Origin of the sequence: Pseudolactococcus chungangensis CAU 28 = DSM 22330 (assembly GCF_002441885.1) — a bacterium.
GTDB lineage: Bacteria > Bacillota > Bacilli > Lactobacillales > Streptococcaceae > Pseudolactococcus > Pseudolactococcus chungangensis.
Window position 1 is genome coordinate 28,754 of the sequence record NZ_JXJT01000005.1, and the last position, 18,848, is coordinate 47,601.

General features: G+C 40.9%; 18 protein-coding genes. 15 read left to right on the forward strand and 3 right to left on the reverse strand.

Going from position 1 to position 18,848, the window contains the following annotated elements; all coding sequences use genetic code 11:
• Positions 1-418: 418 nt before the first annotated feature.
• Positions 419-1,204, reverse strand: coding sequence for an alpha/beta fold hydrolase (locus RR45_RS03500; protein ID WP_031365925.1), 786 nt, complete (start codon positions 1,202-1,204; stop codon positions 419-421).
• Between the two features lie 244 nt (positions 1,205-1,448).
• Here RR45_RS03500 and lplA point away from each other — a divergent pair, with 244 nt between their 5' ends.
• From lplA to lpdA, 5 genes are all read left to right on the forward strand, one after another.
• Positions 1,449-2,432 carry a lipoate--protein ligase gene (gene lplA, locus RR45_RS03505; protein ID WP_031365924.1) on the forward strand — a complete coding sequence of 328 codons (984 nt, stop codon included), beginning with the start codon at positions 1,449-1,451 and terminating at the stop codon, positions 2,430-2,432.
• A gap of 197 nt (positions 2,433-2,629) precedes the next feature.
• Positions 2,630-3,742 carry a thiamine pyrophosphate-dependent enzyme gene (locus RR45_RS03510; protein WP_031365923.1) on the forward strand — a complete coding sequence of 371 codons (1,113 nt, stop codon included), beginning with the start codon at positions 2,630-2,632 and terminating at the stop codon, positions 3,740-3,742.
• Entirely contained in the window at positions 3,743-4,723 is a 981-nt protein-coding gene (locus RR45_RS03515) for an alpha-ketoacid dehydrogenase subunit beta (protein ID WP_031365922.1), read from the forward strand.
• 216 nt (positions 4,724-4,939) lie between these two features.
• Entirely contained in the window at positions 4,940-6,271 is a 1,332-nt protein-coding gene (locus tag RR45_RS03520; protein ID WP_031365921.1) for a dihydrolipoamide acetyltransferase family protein, read from the forward strand.
• A gap of 4 nt (positions 6,272-6,275) precedes the next feature.
• Complete coding sequence (gene lpdA, locus RR45_RS03525) at positions 6,276-7,688, forward strand: dihydrolipoyl dehydrogenase (protein WP_031365920.1); 1,413 nt, start codon at positions 6,276-6,278, stop codon at positions 7,686-7,688.
• A 115-nt stretch (positions 7,689-7,803) separates the two neighbouring features.
• Here the strand turns inward: lpdA and RR45_RS03530 are convergent, their stop codons facing one another.
• A complete protein-coding gene (locus RR45_RS03530; protein WP_031365919.1) occupies positions 7,804-8,748 on the reverse strand; it encodes a dihydroorotate oxidase in 945 nt (314 codons plus the stop codon).
• A 244-nt stretch (positions 8,749-8,992) separates the two neighbouring features.
• Positions 8,993-10,090: an NAD(P)H-dependent flavin oxidoreductase gene (locus RR45_RS03535; RefSeq protein ID WP_031365918.1), complete on the reverse strand. Its 1,098-nt coding sequence runs from the start codon at positions 10,088-10,090 to the stop codon at positions 8,993-8,995.
• A gap of 228 nt (positions 10,091-10,318) precedes the next feature.
• Between RR45_RS03535 and fabT the strand changes: the two genes are divergently transcribed.
• From fabT to accC, 10 genes are all read left to right on the forward strand, one after another.
• Entirely contained in the window at positions 10,319-10,759 is a 441-nt protein-coding gene (gene fabT / locus RR45_RS03540; RefSeq protein ID WP_031365917.1) for a fatty acid biosynthesis transcriptional regulator FabT, read from the forward strand.
• The gene (locus RR45_RS03545) at positions 10,756-11,736 is read left to right on the forward strand and encodes a beta-ketoacyl-ACP synthase III (protein WP_031365916.1); all 981 of its coding nucleotides are present in this window, start codon (positions 10,756-10,758) and stop codon (positions 11,734-11,736) included. Before fabT ends, RR45_RS03545 begins: the two co-directional genes overlap by 4 nt.
• A gap of 79 nt (positions 11,737-11,815) precedes the next feature.
• Entirely contained in the window at positions 11,816-12,043 is a 228-nt protein-coding gene (locus RR45_RS03550) for an acyl carrier protein (RefSeq protein WP_004260973.1), read from the forward strand.
• A 98-nt stretch (positions 12,044-12,141) separates the two neighbouring features.
• Positions 12,142-13,098 carry an enoyl-[acyl-carrier-protein] reductase FabK gene (gene fabK, locus RR45_RS03555; protein WP_031365915.1) on the forward strand — a complete coding sequence of 319 codons (957 nt, stop codon included), beginning with the start codon at positions 12,142-12,144 and terminating at the stop codon, positions 13,096-13,098.
• Between the two features lie 84 nt (positions 13,099-13,182).
• Positions 13,183-14,103: an ACP S-malonyltransferase gene (fabD, locus tag RR45_RS03560; protein ID WP_031365914.1), complete on the forward strand. Its 921-nt coding sequence runs from the start codon at positions 13,183-13,185 to the stop codon at positions 14,101-14,103.
• Between the two features lie 341 nt (positions 14,104-14,444).
• Complete coding sequence (gene fabG / locus RR45_RS03565; protein ID WP_031365913.1) at positions 14,445-15,179, forward strand: 3-oxoacyl-[acyl-carrier-protein] reductase; 735 nt, start codon at positions 14,445-14,447, stop codon at positions 15,177-15,179.
• Positions 15,180-15,266: 87 nt separating this feature from the next.
• The gene (gene fabF / locus RR45_RS03570) at positions 15,267-16,514 is read left to right on the forward strand and encodes a beta-ketoacyl-ACP synthase II (RefSeq protein WP_031365912.1); all 1,248 of its coding nucleotides are present in this window, start codon (positions 15,267-15,269) and stop codon (positions 16,512-16,514) included.
• 11 nt (positions 16,515-16,525) lie between these two features.
• Positions 16,526-16,993 (forward strand): acetyl-CoA carboxylase biotin carboxyl carrier protein, encoded by a 468-nt coding sequence (gene accB, locus RR45_RS03575; RefSeq protein ID WP_031365911.1) that lies wholly within the window; start codon positions 16,526-16,528, stop codon positions 16,991-16,993.
• Entirely contained in the window at positions 16,990-17,412 is a 423-nt protein-coding gene (gene fabZ, locus RR45_RS03580; protein ID WP_031365910.1) for a 3-hydroxyacyl-ACP dehydratase FabZ, read from the forward strand. Before accB ends, fabZ begins: the two co-directional genes overlap by 4 nt.
• A 63-nt stretch (positions 17,413-17,475) precedes the next feature.
• On the forward strand, positions 17,476-18,846 hold the full coding sequence (accC, locus tag RR45_RS03585; protein WP_031365909.1) for an acetyl-CoA carboxylase biotin carboxylase subunit: 1,371 nt from the start codon (positions 17,476-17,478) through the stop codon (positions 18,844-18,846).
• Positions 18,847-18,848 lie beyond the last annotated feature (2 nt).

Here is an 18,848-nt window from a genome sequence, read left to right on the forward strand (position 1 = left end):
TAGCATCCTCATTATCTCATCTTTTTAATTTGAAACTTTTCTAGCTTGATATTAGTATGTCATATATACATGCGTTATAAAAAATGTGTTTTGTCTTTATCGTGTATATAAACGTTTTCTTTTTGAGGGGGACTATGAAACAATATTTGTTGTCACATTCATACTGTTAGCTAATTTTTCAGTAAAGAGAGGCTTATGTTTTGTGGGATTATTGGCTGGAGGGTCTAATAAAATATCAAGATATAATCAACCTGGAACGAAACATAGTGTACAAGTTGCGTATGCGGATATCCAATGGAATAATTAAGCACTAGGTATTATTCTAATATAAAAATGTTAGCGTCTAGTTTTCTTTTGAGTCTTTGGTTAATTTGTTTTCCATGTCTGTTTTGTAATTGTTGACAAGCTTTAAAAATCATCAGCAACCATTTTCCTGCAAGAAGGTCAAGAGGACGTGGTTCGTTTCATCTGGGCTTTCAGCATAAGGTAAGTGGCCTGCGCCTTTAACTAGAAAGCTTTGCGCGTGTTGGGCGGTCTCGACATAATAGGTCGTTAATTGCGTTGGGAAAAGTGGCGATAGCTCACCTGAAACAAATAAAATAGGTCGTGTGGTTTGCTTGAGCACATCTCGGTAATCCTTGGTTAGTAGGTCAAGCAATAAAGGCTCGGTTTGCTCAAATTTAAAAACTTGATTGCCCCGCATCATCTTGCGCAATAAATCTGTGTTGATTTTCTTTTTAATCAATGAGAGACTCGCCAAAATCGTATTGGCCTCAGTGATGGTCTGCCAAGTCAAGCCGTACATACCAAGCTGCCATTCAGATGTATTAATCGGTTTCGGGCTACTATCTATAAAAGTAACGCTTTTGACATCATGCTCACCAAATAAACTGATGTACTCAAAAGCAACCCCACACCCCATCGAGTGGCTGATGATATGGTAGCTTTTAAGGCCTAGTAAGTTAACCATTTCTTTAATATCTTTTGCCAAACGACTCATGCGTAGCCCAGAAATAACATCGGCATTTTTTCCGTGACCACGTTTATCAAGATGAAGACACCTAAAACCACTTTGACTCAAAAAATCCGTTTGTGCAGACCAACTGTATTCATGCCCAGAATAGCCTGCGATAAAAATAATCGGTGTCCCCTCGCCAACGCTTGAAAACTCTAGTGTTACACCGTCACTTGTCTTAAAATTCAATTCGATTTCCACCTTATATTTAGTCGTATATTCATTATAAACAAAAAGGTTGATTAATTTCCAGTCAAATTAGTTGAAAAATTAATGAAAACATTGAATAATAGAACATGGAAAGCGATTTCAAGTCATCGTTTGGTATCATGCTGAAAAGCTCCGATAGAGCGAAGTTATTAACTCATATATGAGAAGATGACAGATGCTCTGCAAATGTATTTGAAGTCAAAATAAATAGGGGGATTAGTTAATGCGATATTTTGTAAATAAAAACAGGACTGCACCATTCAACATCGCGATGGATGAATGGTTACTGACTCATTTAAAACCGGAGGCACCTGTTTTTACTTTATGGCAAAATAACAATGCGGTCATCGTCGGTAAACATCAAAATACCTATGAAGAAGTCAACGAAGCCGTTGTCAAAGAAAAAGACATTGAAGTTATCCGCCGTGTTACAGGTGGAGGTGCTGTTTACCATGATTTGGGAAATTTAAATTTCACCTTTATCATTCCGGTTGCAAGACCTGAAGATGTGGACTGGAAAGTTTTCGTCCAGCCTGTTGTGGATGCCCTTCATAAATTAGGCATTCCAGTAGAAATTACCGGTCGTAACGACTTAATCTTAGACGGTAAAAAAATCAGTGGTAACGCGCAACGTTATCAAGACGGCTACTTAATGCATCATGGCACACTCATGTTTGATGTGGATGTTGAAACCATGGTGCGTGTCTTGAACGTGAGCGATGAAAAATTCATTTCGAAAGCTGTTAAAAGTGTCAGAAGTCGTGTCGGCAGTATCAAACAATACGCGCTAGACTTAACATTAGAAGATTTTCAAGCAGCATTGACTGATGAATTGAGTCGCAATGGTCAAGACCAACCGATTCAATTAACTGAAACACAATTAAACGAAATCAAAACGCTAGAAAAAGAAAAATTCTCAACTTGGGAATGGAACTACGGTGAAAGTCCTGCCTTTAACTACCATGCACATGAAAAATTTGCAGGTGGTATCTTAGATATTAAAGCAGACATTGTCCAAGGAGTCATTCAAGACATCCACTTTGGTGGTGATTTCTTGGGTGTGGAAGATATCGAGAGATTGGTCCCACAACTCATCGGTGTGCCATTTGAAGAAGCAACCATTCGGGATATTTTGGTTCAAAATCAAGATAAAAAATATTTCGGTACGATTTCAAATGACGAAGTGCTGTCACTCATCAACGACTGATAGCTACAACACGCAAGTACGATACTCAGGTACCTAAAAAAGGAAACACAACTTTTGAGCTGATTTTTGTCAGTTTTAGGCAATAAGTTGAAAGCATACTGGGGTACAGTAAGACTTATTAACGACAAAATGGCGAAAATCAGCCAAAAGTGTTTTCATTTTTTAGGTATTTGGGTATATATTAGAGGAGGCAAAGAATGACGAGCCAAGCATTAGAAATTTTAAATTTCGAACAACAATTGCAAGTACAAGATGATAGCTTTAAAGCATTAAGCGTCTTGGATAAAGATGGAAACATCATCGACGAAGCTGGATTTGAAGCAGCTGAATTATCAGATGACAAATTGGTTGAACTTATGAAACGCATGATCAAACAATTGGTCCTCAATGAACGTAGTGTCAAGTTAGCCAAACAAGGTCGACTTGGTTTTGTAGCACCTACACGTGGACAAGAAGCCAGTCAAACAGCGACAAGTTTCGCCTTTAACGATGCAGATTACTTGATGCCAGGTTACCGTGATATTCCCCAAATGATCCACAAGGGTTTCCCAATCTACAAAGCCTTTCTCTGGAGTCGTGGACATCACGAAGGTAACTTGATGGAAGGCATCAACACTTGGTTCCCACAAATCATTATCGGCGCACAATTTGTCGAAGCAGCTGGTATTGGTCTTGGCATGAAAAAACGTCAACTGGATGCTTGTGCTTATACGTACACAGGTGATGGTGGGTCATCACAAGGCGATACTTATGAAGGGATGAATATTGCTGGTGCTTTTAAAGCAAATGCTGTCTTCATCATCCAAAATAATGGCTATGCCATTTCAACACCACGTAAAGTTCAAACAGCAGCAACACACTTAGCCTCTAAAGGTTGGGGTGCAGGTATTCCAAGTATCGTCGTTGACGGGATGGATGCCATCGCTTGTTACCTCGCGGCTAAAAAAGCGCGTGAATGGACAGTAGCTGGAAATGGTCCCGTTCTTATTGAGACCTTGACAGACCGCCTTGAACCACATTCAATGAGTGGTGACGATCCATTACGTTACCGAACAAAAGAATCTATTGAAGAATGGCAAAAACTTGAGCCGCTCATCCGCATGCGTATCTTCCTAGAAAACAAAAATCTCTGGAGCGAAGCGATTGAATCAGAGTACAAAGAGGAAGTGAATGCAGAAATCGACGACGCTGTGAAAAAAGCTGATAACGTTCAAAAACAAAAAGTGTCGGAATTTATTGAAACGACTTTTGAGCAACCAGGTTTTGTACAAGCAGAACAAATCGAAAAATTTAGAGAGGCGGGCAAATAAATGGCAGTCAAAACATATATCGCAGCGATAACAGAAGCGTTAGACTTGGCACTTGAAAAAGACGAAAATGTCCTCATTTTCGGCGAAGATGTCGGTAAAAATGGTGGTGTTTTCCGAGCGACAGAAGGTTTAAACCAAAAATATGGAGACGAACGTGTCTTTGATACACCCTTAGCAGAAAGTGCTATCGGTGGTTTAGCAATCGGTTTGACAACACAAAACTTCCGCCCAATTATGGAAATCCAATTTTTTGGTTTCATCTTTGAAGTGATGGACTCACTTTCAGGTCAAATGGCACGGAATCGTTTCCGTTTCCACGGCACTCGTGAATTTCCAATTGTTGTTCGTGCACCTTACGGTGGTGGCACACATACACCAGAAATGCACGCGGATAACTTGGAAGGTTTGATGGCTCAAACACCAGGTTTGCGTGTTGTGATGCCAAGTAACCCAGCAGATGCTAAAGGTCTCTTACTATCAGCAATTGAATCCAATGATCCAGTCGTTTACCTAGAAAACCTCAAACTATATCGTTCAATCAAAGGTGAAGTGCCAGAGGGCTACTACACAACACCTTTAGATAAAGCAGCAGTTGCTAAAGCAGGTGAAGACATCTCCATTATTACCTATGGTGGTTTGGTACCGGTTTGTTTGAAGGCAGCAGAAATGCTTGAAAAAGAAGGAATTAATGCTGAAGTTATCGACTTACGAACAGTGAGCCCATTGGACATTGAAACAATCGGTAAATCAGTTGAAAAAACTGGTCGTGTTGTTGTGGCTCAAGAAGCACAACGTCAAGCAGGGATTGGCAGTGCTGTCATGGCAGAAATTTCTGAGCGTTTCATCATGAGCTTGGAAGCGCCAATTGGTCGTGTTTCTGCACCAGATAGTGTTTACCCATTCGGTGCAGCTGAAAATGACTGGTTGCCACAAGTTGATGACGTGATTAACTCAGTTAAAAATGTTTTATCTTTTGAATAAATAAAAAGGATTAAACTGCGCTTAACGCCTTATGAAAATAGGCAATCACACAGTTCGGAGTTTATGCCAGTTCTGTGATTAATCTTTTTCACTATAGCATTATAGTTGCCACTTCAGTGGCTTATGGAAAAGCTATTGACAACGTGCCTTGGCGATTTATCGCTTAGACGTTGACAGGCGTTGCGGTTTATAAACTAAACTAGAGGGAGTAGTAAAATGACAGAAATTTTTCGGATGCCAGACGTTGGTGAGGGCATGCACGAAGGAGAGATTGCTAGCTGGTTAGTAAAAGTTGGTGATACGATTAAAGTAGATGATGCCATAGCAGAAATTCAAAATGATAAATTGCTACAAGAAATTTTATCACCTTACAGCGGTAAAATTACAAAATTATTCGTTGAAGCGGGAACAGTCGTTGAAGTTGGCGCACCGCTGATCGAATTTGATGGTGATGGCTCGGGCTCTAGTGCAGGCGATGCAATACCTGCACCAGCAGCAAGTGAACCCATAGCAGAAGCAGCGCCAGCTGCACCTGCACCAATTGCGGCAATCAACGAAGCTGTTGCTCAAGAGGCAACAGTGCTAGTTGAAGGTAAGACAGCACCAGTCATTGCTGGTAAAGTCCGTGCTATGCCAACAGTTCGTCGTTTTGCACGTCAAAATAACATTGATTTGACAACCGTCACGGCAACAGGTCGTCACGGTAACTTGACTTTAGACGATGTGAAGAATGCCTTGAACGGCACAGGTGTGGTACCAACACCAGTAGAAGTTGAAGTAGCACCAGTTACTGAGCCAGCAGCGGTTGCCTCTACTTCGGCAGTCCCAGCCAACACACCAGCTGAAAAAGCAGGTCGGGTTCCAATGACACCAATCAGAAAAGCGATTGCGCGTAACATGACAAGTCAAAAACAAAATGTCCCACATGTGACTTTGTTTGAGCAAGTTGAAGTCTCTAAATTGATGGCACACCGTGCGACATTTAAAGATATAGCTTTGCAACAAGATGTGAAATTGACATACATGGCATATGTTGCCAAAGCCTTGGCAGCATTAGTGAAACGTTTCCCTGATTTGAATGCGCATGTAGATATGGCAAAATCAGAAATCGTTTACCCAGAAGCCATCCATGTTGGAATTGCAGTTGATACACCAAACGGTTTATTTGTACCAGTTGTTAAACATGCAGATCAAAAATCAATCCTTGCGATTGCTAAAGAAATCGCAGATTTAGCAGTCCGTGCGCGTGATGGTAAATTAACACCGGATGTAGCTTCAGGTTCAACAATCACCATTTCAAACATTGGTAGCGCAAGAGGTAACTGGTTTACCCCTGTTATCAACGTCAATGAAGCGGCAATACTAGGTTTGGGCACCATTGCCAAAGAGCCAATCGTTAATGAAGCAGGTGAAATCGTCGTAGGCAACATGATGAAATTATCATTATCATTCGACCACCGTCTCATCGATGGGATGTTGGCACAAAGCGCCATGAATGATTTGAAAAAAATGCTTAATGATCCAGCATATATGCTGATGGAGGTTTAATGTAATGGTTGTAGGAAGTCAAGCGAAAAGTGTTGAAACAATCGTTATCGGAAGTGGACCTGGCGGTTATGTCGCAGCCATCCGTGCTGCTGAATTGGGTCAAAAAGTAACGATTATTGAACGTGATGCTATCGGTGGTGTCTGTCTCAATATCGGATGTATTCCATCTAAAGCGTTGATCAATGCAGGTCATGCTTATTATAGTCAAAACCATCAAATGGATAGCATCATGGGTGTGCAGTCTAAAGGCGCAACTTTGGACTGGGCAGCAACACAAAAATGGAAAAACGAAAAAGTTGTCAATACCTTAACAGGTGGTGTTGCCATGCTTTTGAAAAAACATAAAATTGATATTGTCCGCGGTGAAGCACGTTTCAATGACAATCAAGTCGTGAATGTCATTTCTGAAGATGAAAGCCATCTTTTGGAATTTGAAAAATGTATCATTGCAACAGGTAGCCGTCCAATTGAAATTCCAGGCTTTGCTTTTAAAGGACGCGTTGTGAATTCGACAGGAGCACTTAGCTTGCCTGTAGTACCCAAACATCTTGTTGTCATCGGTGGCGGTGTTATTGGTAGCGAGTTAGCAGGTGCTTATGCAAATCTTGGCTCAAAAGTAACGATTTTAGAAGGTCTGCCGCATATCTTAAATGGTTTTGACAAAGAAATGTATAGCTTTGTTGTTGACGACTTTAAAGAAAAAGGCGTAGAAATCATTACCAATGCTAAAGCTAAAGCAGCGGTTCAAGATGACAGCTCTGTGAAAGTCACTTACGAAGTTGACGGTAAAGAAGTTGAAATTGAAGCAGACTACTGTCTCGTTTCAGTTGGCAGAAAACCCAATACAGATGAACTTGGTCTGAATACAACTGATGTAAAATTGACAGATCGTGGACAAATCATTGTCAATGACCGTCAACAAACAAGCGTACCACACATTTATGCCATCGGTGATATTGTTGAAGGTCCAATGCTTGCGCACAAAGCTAGCTATGAAGCTAAAGTCGCTGCGGCAAACGTTGCTGGCGAAGACATGAGAAATTGTGCGATTTCAATTCCTGCAGTTGCTTATTGTGATCCAGAACTTGCGACAATGGGTGAAACCATTGACACAGCTAAGGAGAAAAACTTGGATTTCATGGTCAGTAAATTCCCATTTGCAGCCAATGGTCGTGCCATTACCATGAATGCGACGAAAGGCTTTATCCGAATTTTGAGTGATAAAGCAACGCATATTGTTATCGGCGCTCAAATCGCTGGTCCTGGTGCTAGTGACTTGATCAGTGAATTCGCCCTTGCCATTGAAAATGGTCTAACAACAGAAGACATCTCAATGACAGTCCATCCTCACCCAACACTTGGTGAAGCAATCATGGATACCAGTGAACTTGCTGATGGTGTGCCGATTCATATTTAATCTATAGCAGAAAATAGCTCTGAAATTTAAAGTTCGGACAAAAAATAAGTTCCTCCCATCTGATTAGCAAAAGGCTAATAGATGGGAGGAACTTATTTTTTTGTATGCATTATTTTTAATCCAAAGTCCCAAGTTTACCCTTAAACTCAGCAATCGACGCATAGCCTTTCGATTCTAAAATCTCTAGTAACTCAGCAGTTAAACGCTCAAAGACCCCAAGTCCTTCCTTTTCAAGCTGCGTTCCAACTTGAAGCATAGAAGCCCCACAAAGCAAATGTTCGTAGGCATCACGCCCAGTTAAGATCCCTCCAGTACCAATGATTTCGATACTTGGATTCAAGCGTTGTTTTAAAGCACGGACATTGGCAAGGGCAGTAGGTTTGACATATTCACCACCGATACCGCCAAAACCACCCTTAGGCTTAATGACAACTGTGTCAGTGACTTCATCAATATACAAACCGTTACCTATAGAATTGATACAGTTGACAAATTTGAGGTCAAATTGATTGAGGACAGCCGCAATTTTATCAAAGTGCATGATATCAAAATAAGGCGGTAATTTCACCCCAAAAGGTTTTGTATAGAAGGCAAAGATTTCAGTCAAAAGTCTGTCTGTATCTTCAAAATCATAGGCCATCTGTGGCTTGCCAGGGACGTTAGGGCAAGATAGATTCAACTCAACCAATCCAGTATAGTCACTTTCTTGAATTTTACGCATGTTGGCCACATATTCATCAAAGCCTTGATAAGAAGCGACACTCATCACAAAAGGTTGGTCTGGATGACTGGCTTGGCGCTTAATCGCATAGTCAAGGTAGTAATCCAAACCTAGATTTGGTAGTCCCATAGAATTAATACTCCCTAGATCAACATTGACATAGCGTGGCTCAGGGTTACCCTCGCGCGCTTCTGCCGTCGCAGACTTGGTTACAAATGAACCAGCTGCAGAATCTGCGAGTGCATCGAGTTCTGTCGTCGTCATACAATGCACGCCAGAAGCGTTCATAAACGGATTATCATAAGTGTGACCGTAGAAATTGGCTTGTAAAGTTGTCATGAGCATCTCCATATATTCTTCTATTTTGTAGATTAGTGTCAGTCTTATTTTAGCAAATTTTAAAGATTTAGACAAAGGGTAAAAAAAGACAAGTTTGCGAACAAACCTGTCAGATTTTCAATTAAGGATATCTATAAAAATTGCTTGTGATGACTTTTGAGCTAAATTTTTCTAGTGCAATGCAATAACGATGCAATAGGAAAATTTAACCAAAAGTGGCAAATCTGGGTTCTTAGAGATGTCCTTATACCGTAATCTCATCAAAAATCGCTTTAACTGTCGTGATTTCATTAATACGATAACCATTGGTTCCAGAGAAAATCAAGCCCATATCCGTATTATGCTCCACAGAGTTCAGTAAAGCTTCACTGATACAGTATGGAATCGTCTTGCGGTCACAGAGTTTATGCTGCAAGCAGTTCAAACATTTAGCAATCGGAATAATTGGCGTTTTAGGCGCTGCTTGCGCCTTATAGGCTGCGACACCGTTGGTAATGGTTTCAGTAAATTTATTGTCAATAGCACGACCTGGTAAACCAACAGGGGATGTCGTCAAATGAATATCATCTTTGGTTGCTTTTAAGAAACGGTCTTTAAAGTCATCTGGTGCATCACATTCCTTTGTTCCAATGAAACGAGTTGCCATTTGAACACCAGAACAACCAAGCCCCATATAATGGTCGATGTCAGAACGATCCCAAACCCCACCAGCGAAAATCACAGGAATTTTCATATTGAATTTTTCTTCGTATTCTTTAACATGTGCGATGATTTTAACGACCTCATCGTCCATGCCTAGAATAGCTTCATCGATTTGATCCGCTTTAAAACCGAGGTGACCACCAGCTTTAGGGCCTTCAATCACGATGAAGTCAGCAGTTCGGTTATATTTTTTAGCCCAATTTCGTAAAATAAGTTTGGCAGCTTTAACAGATGATACAATTGGTGCAATCTTTGTCTTAGCATCACCAACTAAATCAGGTAAGTTCATTGGTAGACCAGCACCAGAGATAATCACATCAGCACCAGCTTCGACTGTCGCTCTGACAACATCATCATAACGGAAACTTGCCACCATAACGTTGAAACCGAGAATACCGCCTTTAGCAAAACTACGAGCTTTGTCTAATTGTTTTTTGATTGTTTGCAGGTTAGTTCTAACAGAAGCACGTTGAAAATTTTCTTCTTGGAAACCGATTTGGGCGGTTGATAAAATACCAATCCCACCCTCAGCAGCAACAGTACCTGCCAGTCTATTTAGGGAAATGCCAATCCCCATACCACCTTGGATGACAGGGATTTTTGCTGTCAAGTCGCCTATTTTAAGTTCTGGTAGTTTCATTATTCTTCCTCTTATAGATATAATCATTTAGATATAATCATTATTAATTTTTTTCATGGTTTTGATAACTAGATAACCTAAACCATATAACTTATTTTAACAAAACTTGCTTGATTGTCAAACTATTTATTTTAAAAAAATTTATCTTGACAGTCAAAACATATCCTGATATAATTTGATAGTCAAACAACTTGAAAATCAAAACGATATTCGTGAAAGGGACTATGGTTGGTGGTAGATTATACAAAAATAAATAAATATCTCACTCATATTTTTAACAATGTTTTGATTATTGAGGAGGCAACCTTACGGACATCTCGTTTTTCAGATGTGTCTATTAAGGAGATGCATACGATTGACAGCATTGGTGAAGCTAAAATGACGACACCAAGTGATATTGCTAAAGACTTAATGTTGACGGTGGGTACGGTGACCGTGTCGCTTAATCGACTGGAGAAGAAAGGCTACGTTAAACGTTACCGCAGTGAGCATGACAGGCGCGTTGTTAATGTGTCTTTGTCTAGACGAGGTCGTCTGCTCTATCGCTTACATCGTAAGTTTCACCGTGAAATGGTCAAGCGCTTTGTTGCAGACCTACCAGATGATTCAGTGAAAATTTTACAAACAGGTCTGGAAAATCTTCACACATTTTTGGAGGAAATTAAATGACTTTTGCCAAATTAACGGCAACTGCACACTATGCACCAGAGCAAGTCGTGACAAATGATGATTTAAGTCAAATCATGGAGACATCTGATGAATGGATTTCATCCCGAACAGGGATTAGAAGACGTCATATCGTTCGAGATGAAAATACATCCGATTTAGCCAGTAATGTTGCGCAACAATTGCTTAAAAAAGCATCATTAGCAGCTGAAGATCTTGACTTTATTATCGTCGCAACGGTTTCACCTGATGGTAATATGCCTAGTACTGCTAGCCTTGTTCAGGCTAAAATAGGAGCAAGTAAAGCCTTTGCTTTTGATTTAACAGCAGCTTGTAGTGGCTTTGTCTATGCCTTATCGGTTGCTGATAAATTGATTGCAAGTGGTGCCTACCACAATGGTATCGTTATCGGTGCTGAAGTCTTGTCAAAAATCGTCGACTGGTCAGACCGCTCGACAAGTGTTTTGTTCGGTGATGGTGCAGGGGGTGTTTTACTCCAGGCATCATCAGATACGCCGTTAATTTTAGCAGAGTCATTGAAATCTGACGGCAATCGTGGCATGAGTTTGACCAGTAATCTGACACATGCTAATTCGCCCTTTTCAAAATCTGAGTCAGAAGATGACCTGTTTTTGAAAATGGATGGTCGTGCGATTTTTGATTTTGCTGTCCGAGATGTGCCAAAAAATATTTTAGAAAGTCTCGAAAAAGCTGAACTAAGTCCAGATGATATTGATTATCTACTTTTACATCAAGCTAATTCAAGAATTTTAGATAAAATGGCACGCAAAATCAAAACTGAGCGCCATAAATTCCTGCAAAATATGCAGGAATACGGTAATACAAGTGCAGCTAGTATTCCAATTCTTCTATCTGAAGCGGTTGATGCGGGTACCTTTAAATTAGACGGTTCACAAAAACTTGTTTTAACTGGTTTTGGTGGTGGCTTGACATGGGGCACACTTGTTGTTAAAATTTAAGTAATCTTATTGCAAGGACAACTCTCGCTATATGCGTGACTTGTCCCACATCTATATATAGAAAAACGGAGATTTAATCATGGCAGTATTTGAAAAAGTTCAAGAAATTATCGTTGAAGAACTCGGTAAAGACGCAAGCGAAATCACGCTTGAAACATCATTTGAATCACTTGATGCTGATTCACTTGACATCTTCCAAATCATCAACGAAATTGAAGATGAATACGATATCGCAATCGAAACTGAAGATGGCCTTAACACTGTTGGTGACTTGGTCAAATTCGTAGATGCTAAAATTGCTGAATAATCCATAAAAATTCTGAGAGCGTGTCACACGTTCTCAAAATTTTTATCCCTATAGTTTGATTATCAAACTATTTTAAAAAAACAAAAAATAAATAAAAGATGAAAACTAAAATTACTGAACTATTGAACATTGAATATCCAATCTTCCAAGGTGGTATGGCCTGGATTGCTGATGGTGACTTAGCTGGTGCTGTTTCAAAAGCAGGGGGCTTTGGCATCATCGGTGGTGGTAATGCACCTAAAGACGTGATTAAAGGCCATATCCAACGTATCCGAGAAATTACGGACAAACCTTTTGCTGTGAACATCATGCTGCACTCACCTTTTGTTGAAGAAATCGTTGATCTTGTCATTGAAGAAGGGGTCAAAGTCGTAACGACTGGCGCAGGCTCTCCTAAAAAATATATGGAGCGCTTCAAAGCAGCAGGTATGATTGTCATTCCAGTTGTCGCAAGTGTTGCTCAAGCTAAATCAATGGCGCGAATTGGCGTAGATGCTATTGTTGCTGAAGGCATGGAAGCAGGCGGTCATATCGGTCAATTAACGACGATGACGCTTGTTCGTCAGGTCTCTGATGCTGTTGATTTACCTGTTATTGCAGCAGGTGGTATCGCTGATGGAAAAGGTATGGCAGCCGGTTTTATGTTGGGTGCTGAGGCAGTCCAAGTCGGTACACGTTTTATCGTAGCCAAAGAATCAAATGCACATCAAAACTATAAAGACAAAGTTTTGAAAGCAAAAGATATTTCGACGGTCATTTCGGCTAGTCATTTTGGTCATGCCGTTCGCGCCATTAAAAATCAATTGACAAAAGACTTTGATGCTGCAGAAATGGCTGCCTTCAAACAAGTTGATCCTGATTTAAGTATCTTTGAGGAAATGGGCGCTGGTAAATTACCAGCCTCAGTCATTCACGGTGACGTTGACAATGGTTCGGTCATGGCAGGTCAAATTGCCGGTCTTGTTCGTAAAGAAGAAACCGTTGAAGAGATTATCTTAGACTTGTACCATGGTTTCCAAGCAGAAATTAGAGCCTCTGCGAAATGGTTGGATTAAAAATATAATATAGACCGACTGTTGATGATAGTCATGATTATGACATCAACAGTTAGCAAAACACAGTAATTATTGGAGTATAGCATGACAAAAACGGGTCTTTTATTTGCGGGTCAAGGTGCCCAAAAATTAGGTATGGCACGCGATTTATATGACAATTTCGACATTGTCAAAGCAACTTATGATGAAGCATCTGATATTCTTGGCTACGATTTACGTGAGCTGATTGATCATGATGCTGATAAATTAGGTGAAACAAAATATACACAGCCAGCGATTTTGACGACATCTGTTGCCATTTTACGTTTGCTTGATGCCCACCATATCACTTATGATGTGGTCGCAGGCCTTTCATTAGGCGAGTATTCAGCACTTGTCGCAAGTGGCAGCTTACCATTTGCCGATGCCGTGAAACTTATCGCCAAACGCGGTCAGTACATGGCCGAAGCAGCACCGACCGGTTCGGGTAAAATGGTTGCAGTCATGAATACAGCGGCTGACGTGATTGAGATGGCTTGCCAACAAGCCTCATTTAAGGTCAAGGGAATTGTGAGCCCTGCTAACTATAACACGCCAGGACAAATTGTCATCGGTGGAGAAGTAGCTGCTGTTGATGCTGCTGTTGAACTTTTAACAGCAGCAGGTGTGAAACGGATGATTCCTTTGAAGGTTTCAGGCCCTTTCCATACAGCCTTGCTTAAACCAGCATCTGAAAAATTAGCAGTTGAACTAGAAACAGTGGCATTCAAACCTTTTGAAAAACCATTGATTTCTAACACAACTGCACAAGTAATGGCATTTGATGACATCAAGGCTCTGTTAACGCGTCAAGTCATGGAACCTGTTAAGTTTTACGACTCTGTCGAAATGATGATTAGCATGGGCGTGACAGAGTTTATCGAAATCGGACCAGGTAAAATTTTATCAGGTTTTGTGAAGAAAATTGATAAAACGGTTAGTATCACACATGTCGAAGATGTGACGACGTTACACGCAATTAAGTAAATAAAGCGAACGTTTTTGGCTATTTTCCGTCACTTCTTCGTTTGGCTTATGGCAATTAATGTTGCCTCTATTGGTCAATTGAAAGCATTGCTTTCAACTATCTTTGCGCTTTAACGCTTAGATAAGTAGCCATGTACTACGTGCTTTGGTGGTTCTATCACTTAGACTTGTCGCCTCTGGTATTGAAGTTGTCGCGTCAGCGACTTACGGAAAAGCTATGGATAACGTGGCTTAGTGGTTTTACCGCTAGTCGTTGACCGAATTGACAAAAAAACATCTCAAAAACGTTGCACACTTTCTTTACTTAAATGAGTATACAGACAATTTTGGAGAAATAAATAATGGAAATTACAAATAAAAATGTCTTTATCACAGGCTCAACACGTGGGATTGGTCTTGCTATCGCCCATCACTTTGCTGCAAATGGTGCAAATCTTGTGCTTAATGGTCGTTCTGATATTACTTCAGAACTGATTGGCGAATTTGACCAGTACGATGTGCAAGTCATAGGTATTTCTGGTGATGTCAGTGATGCTGAAGATGCTAAGCGCATGATTCAAGAAGCGACTGAAGCGCTTGGTAGTGTTGATGTTTTGATTAATAATGCGGGTATCACAGCAGATAAACTGATGTTGAAAATGACAATGGATGATTTTGAGCGTGTGCTTAAGATTAACCTGACGGGTGCTTTTAACATGACACAAGCTGTCTTGAAACCAATGACAAAAGCACGCCAAGGTGCGATTATCAACATGACCTCTGTTGTTGGTTTAATGGGTAATGTAGGACAAGCTAACTACGCAGCATCTAAAGCTGGGTTAATCGGTCTGACTAAATCTGTTGCACGCGAAGTCGCAAGTCGTAACATTCGAGTCAATGCCATTGCGCCAGGTTTTATCGAAAGTGATATGACCGCTGTCTTATCCGATAAAGTGAAAGACGCCATGAAAGCACAAATTCCGATGAAACGTTTTGGTAGCGTAGAGGAAATCGCAACGGCTGCTTTGTTTGTTGCAACTCAAGAATACATCACAGGTCAAACCATTGCCATTGACGGTGGCATGGTCATGCAATAAATTTAAGAATAAAATGGGCTTTGAAATGCGTTAATTTAATACCAGCATTCTGAGCGCTTATCTATATATAAATGAGGAGTAAGTCACATGACAAATCGTGTCGTTATTACAGGTTATGGCATTACATCGCCGATTGGTAACACCCCTGAAGAATTTTGGACAAATCTTGAAGCTGGCAACAGCGGAATTGATACCATCAAAAAATTTGATGCGACAGCGACTGGGATTAGCGTTGCTGGTGAGGTTAAAGATTTTCCTTTTGATAAATATTTCGTGCACAAAGATAAAAAACGCATGGATACTTTTAGTCTCTATGCTGTTTATACAGCGCTTGAAGCTTTGAGTATGGCTGGTATTAATCCAGAAGATACAGATTTCAACCATGATCGCTTTGGTGCAATCATCGGTTCTGGTATCGGTGGTTTACCGGTGATTCAAGAACAGGGTGGACGCCTTGCGACACGTGGTCCTAAACGTGTGGCACCGCTTTTCGTGCCGCTTTCAATCGCTAATATGGCGACAGGTAATGTGGCCTTGCGTGTTAAAGCAAACGGTGTGAGCCGTGCTGAAGTGACTGCCTGTGCGGCAGGTACAAATGCCATAGGATCAGCCTTCCGTGAAATCAAACATGGTTATGCTGATGTGATGTTAGCTGGTGGTACTGAAGCGGCGATTTGTGAATTCGGTGTGGCTGGTTTTGCAAACTTGACTGCCTTGACAACTGAAACTGACCCGAAACGTGCCTCAATTCCTTTTGACAAAGACCGTTCTGGCTTTGTTTTGGGTGAAGGTTCTGGTATTTTGGTACTTGAGAGCTTAGAACACGCACAATCGCGTGGTGCTAACATCTTGGCTGAAATCGTCGGTTACGGCTCAACAAATGATGCCCACCATATGACGACACCACTTCCTGACGGTTATGGTGCGGCTAAAGCCATGCAACTTGCCCTTGAAGAAGCAGGCATTCAACCTAGCGACGTTGGCTACATCAATGCACATGGCACATCAACGCAAGCCAATGAAAAAGGTGAAGCACTTGCCATTCATACTGTCTTCGGCGATGATGAAAATGTCCTTGTTTCTTCAACTAAAGCCTTGACAGGTCACGCCCTTGGGGGCGCTGGCGGTATCGAAGCCGTTGCGACCCTGCAAGCCATCCTCAATCAATATGCACCAGTGAACGCTGGTACAACTGAATTGGATGAAAATACGTCAGTCATCAACGTTGTATTGGGTCAAGGAAAACAACACGACATCAAATATGCCATCTCAAATTCACTCGGTTTTGGTGGTCATAATGCTGTCATTGCCCTTAAAAAATGGGAGGGTGAATAAAACATATGTCTATTCAAATAAACGAAGTAAAAGATTTAATCAGCCAATTCGATGGCTCATCATTACGTGAATTTTCTTACACAACAAATGAGTTTACTCTGGCATTTTCTAAAAATAATGGAACAGTAACACCATCATCAGCTATGCCACTTGTTACAACAGAAAATACACCAGCTCTGAGTGCTGAAGTGTCTGTACCAGCTAAAGTTTCAGAACCTGAAGCAGCACCTGCAGCCATTGCAGAAGGGGATGTTGTGACGAGTCCCTTAGTGGGTGTGGCTTATCTCAAGCCAGCGCCTGATAAATCAGACTTTATCGCTGTTGGCGATGCGGTTAAAAAAGGTCAGACTTTGCTGATTATTGAAGCTATGAAAGTTATGAATGAGATTCCTGCACCGCGTGACGGTATCGTGACTGAAATTTTGGTCCAAGCTGAGGCCATGGTCGAATACGGAGAGGAACTGGTACGCATCAAATGATTGATATTAATCAGATTAAAGAAGCGTTGCCACATCGTTATCCCATGTTACTCGTTGACCGTGTCATCTCACATGATGAAAATGAGATTACAGCGCTTAAAAATGTGACCATTAATGAACCTTTTTTTAACGGTCATTTTCCTGACTATCCAGTCATGCCAGGTGTCCTGATTATGGAAGCTTTGGCACAAGCTGCTGGTGTTTTGGAATTATCTAAACCTGAAAACAAAGGTAAATTGGTCTTTTACGCTGGCATGGATGGCGTGAAATTTAAGAAACAAGTGGTCCCTGGTGATCAGTTGATTTTAAATGCGAAATTCATTAAACGTCGTGGTCCAATCGCAGTTGTTGAAGCCAAAGCAACGGTTGATGGGAAGTTAGCAGCTAAAGGCACTTTGACATTCGCGATTGGTGAGTAAAGGTTACAAACAAGTAAAAAAGAAATAAATAAGCCATCATGGCGTTAATAAAAGAGAAATGATATGTTTAAAAAAATATTAATCGCCAATCGTGGTGAAATTGCGGTACGGATTATTCGTGCGGCACGCGAATTAGGCATTCAAACTGTTGCTGTTTATTCTGAGGCTGACCGTGAAGCTTTGCATACTTTGTTAGCAGATGAAGCGGTTTGTATTGGCCCTGCTAAAGCGACTGATTCATACCTGAACATGCACCAAATTATTTCAGCTGCTGTCACCTTACAGGCAGAGGCTATTCATCCGGGCTTTGGTTTTTTGAGTGAAAACTCAAAATTCGCCAATCTTTGTGAAGAAGTTGGTGTCAAATTTATCGGACCTTCCGCTAAAGTTATGGATACAATGGGCGATAAAATCAATGCCCGCGCGCAAATGATTGCTGCTAATGTGCCAGTCATTCCAGGTTCTGATGGTGAAGTTTATGATGCCACGCAAGCTCTGGAAGTCGCACAAAAAATTGGCTATCCGGTGATGCTTAAAGCATCGGCTGGTGGTGGTGGTAAAGGCATTCGTAAAGTTAATTCACAAGAAGAATTACTTCCGAATTTCTCTTCTGCTCAAGCTGAGGCGCAAGCTGCTTTTGGTAATGGTGCCATGTATATGGAACGTGTGATTTATCCTGCACGCCATATTGAGGTTCAAATTTTAGCTGATGAGCAAGGTCATGTTGTCCATTTAGGTGAACGTGATTGTTCCTTGCAGCGTAATAATCAAAAAGTGCTTGAAGAAGCGCCATCAATTGCAATTGGTCATACTTTACGTGAAAAAATTGGTGCAGCAGCAGTTGCTGCGGCTAAACATGTTGGCTATGAAAACGCTGGGACGATTGAGTTCTTATTGGACGAATCAACTGGTAATTTCTATTTCATGGAAATGAATACACGTATTCAGGTGGAACATCCAGTTACTGAATTTGTGACTAATGTTGATATCGTTAAGAACCAAATCAAGATTGCAGCAGGTGAGGCACTTGATATCACGCAAGATGATATCAAAATCAGAGGTCATGCCATCGAATGTCGGATTAACGCTGAAAATCCTAAGTTCAATTTTGCGCCAAGTCCAGGTAAAATTACGGACTTGTATTTGCCCTCTGGTGGTGTTGGCTTAAGGGTTGATTCGGCTATGTATCAAGGTTATACGATTCCACCTTTCTATGATAGTATGATTGCTAAAATCATCGTTCATGGTGAAAACCGTTTCGAAGCTTTGATGAAAATGCAACGTGCACTTTTTGAACTTGAAGTTGAAGGCGTTAAGACCAATGCTGAATTCCAACTCGATTTGATTTCTGACCGTCATGTCATCGCAGGTGATTATGACACAGCCTTTTTGGGTGAAACATTTTTACCTAATTACTTAAAAAAAGAGGATTGATA

What these genes read in the sequence shown, in the direction of transcription:
- lplA (WP_031365924.1), top strand. Translation starts at nt 1,449, where the DNA reads ATGCGATATTTTGTAAATAAAAACAGGACTGCACCATTCAACATCGCG.
- RR45_RS03510 (WP_031365923.1), top strand. Translation starts at nt 2,630, where the DNA reads ATGACGAGCCAAGCATTAGAAATTTTAAATTTCGAACAACAATTGCAA.
- RR45_RS03515 (WP_031365922.1), top strand. Translation starts at nt 3,743, where the DNA reads ATGGCAGTCAAAACATATATCGCAGCGATAACAGAAGCGTTAGACTTG.
- RR45_RS03520 (WP_031365921.1), top strand. Translation starts at nt 4,940, where the DNA reads ATGACAGAAATTTTTCGGATGCCAGACGTTGGTGAGGGCATGCACGAA.
- lpdA (WP_031365920.1), top strand. Translation starts at nt 6,276, where the DNA reads ATGGTTGTAGGAAGTCAAGCGAAAAGTGTTGAAACAATCGTTATCGGA.
- RR45_RS03530 (WP_031365919.1), bottom strand. Translation starts at nt 8,748, where the DNA reads ATGACAACTTTACAAGCCAATTTCTACGGTCACACTTATGATAATCCG.
- RR45_RS03535 (WP_031365918.1), bottom strand. Translation starts at nt 10,090, where the DNA reads ATGAAACTACCAGAACTTAAAATAGGCGACTTGACAGCAAAAATCCCT.
- RR45_RS03545 (WP_031365916.1), top strand. Translation starts at nt 10,756, where the DNA reads ATGACTTTTGCCAAATTAACGGCAACTGCACACTATGCACCAGAGCAA.
- RR45_RS03550 (WP_004260973.1), top strand. Translation starts at nt 11,816, where the DNA reads ATGGCAGTATTTGAAAAAGTTCAAGAAATTATCGTTGAAGAACTCGGT.
- fabK (WP_031365915.1), top strand. Translation starts at nt 12,142, where the DNA reads ATGAAAACTAAAATTACTGAACTATTGAACATTGAATATCCAATCTTC.
- fabD (WP_031365914.1), top strand. Translation starts at nt 13,183, where the DNA reads ATGACAAAAACGGGTCTTTTATTTGCGGGTCAAGGTGCCCAAAAATTA.
- fabG (WP_031365913.1), top strand. Translation starts at nt 14,445, where the DNA reads ATGGAAATTACAAATAAAAATGTCTTTATCACAGGCTCAACACGTGGG.
- fabF (WP_031365912.1), top strand. Translation starts at nt 15,267, where the DNA reads ATGACAAATCGTGTCGTTATTACAGGTTATGGCATTACATCGCCGATT.
- fabZ (WP_031365910.1), top strand. Translation starts at nt 16,990, where the DNA reads ATGATTGATATTAATCAGATTAAAGAAGCGTTGCCACATCGTTATCCC.
- accC (WP_031365909.1), top strand. Translation starts at nt 17,476, where the DNA reads ATGTTTAAAAAAATATTAATCGCCAATCGTGGTGAAATTGCGGTACGG.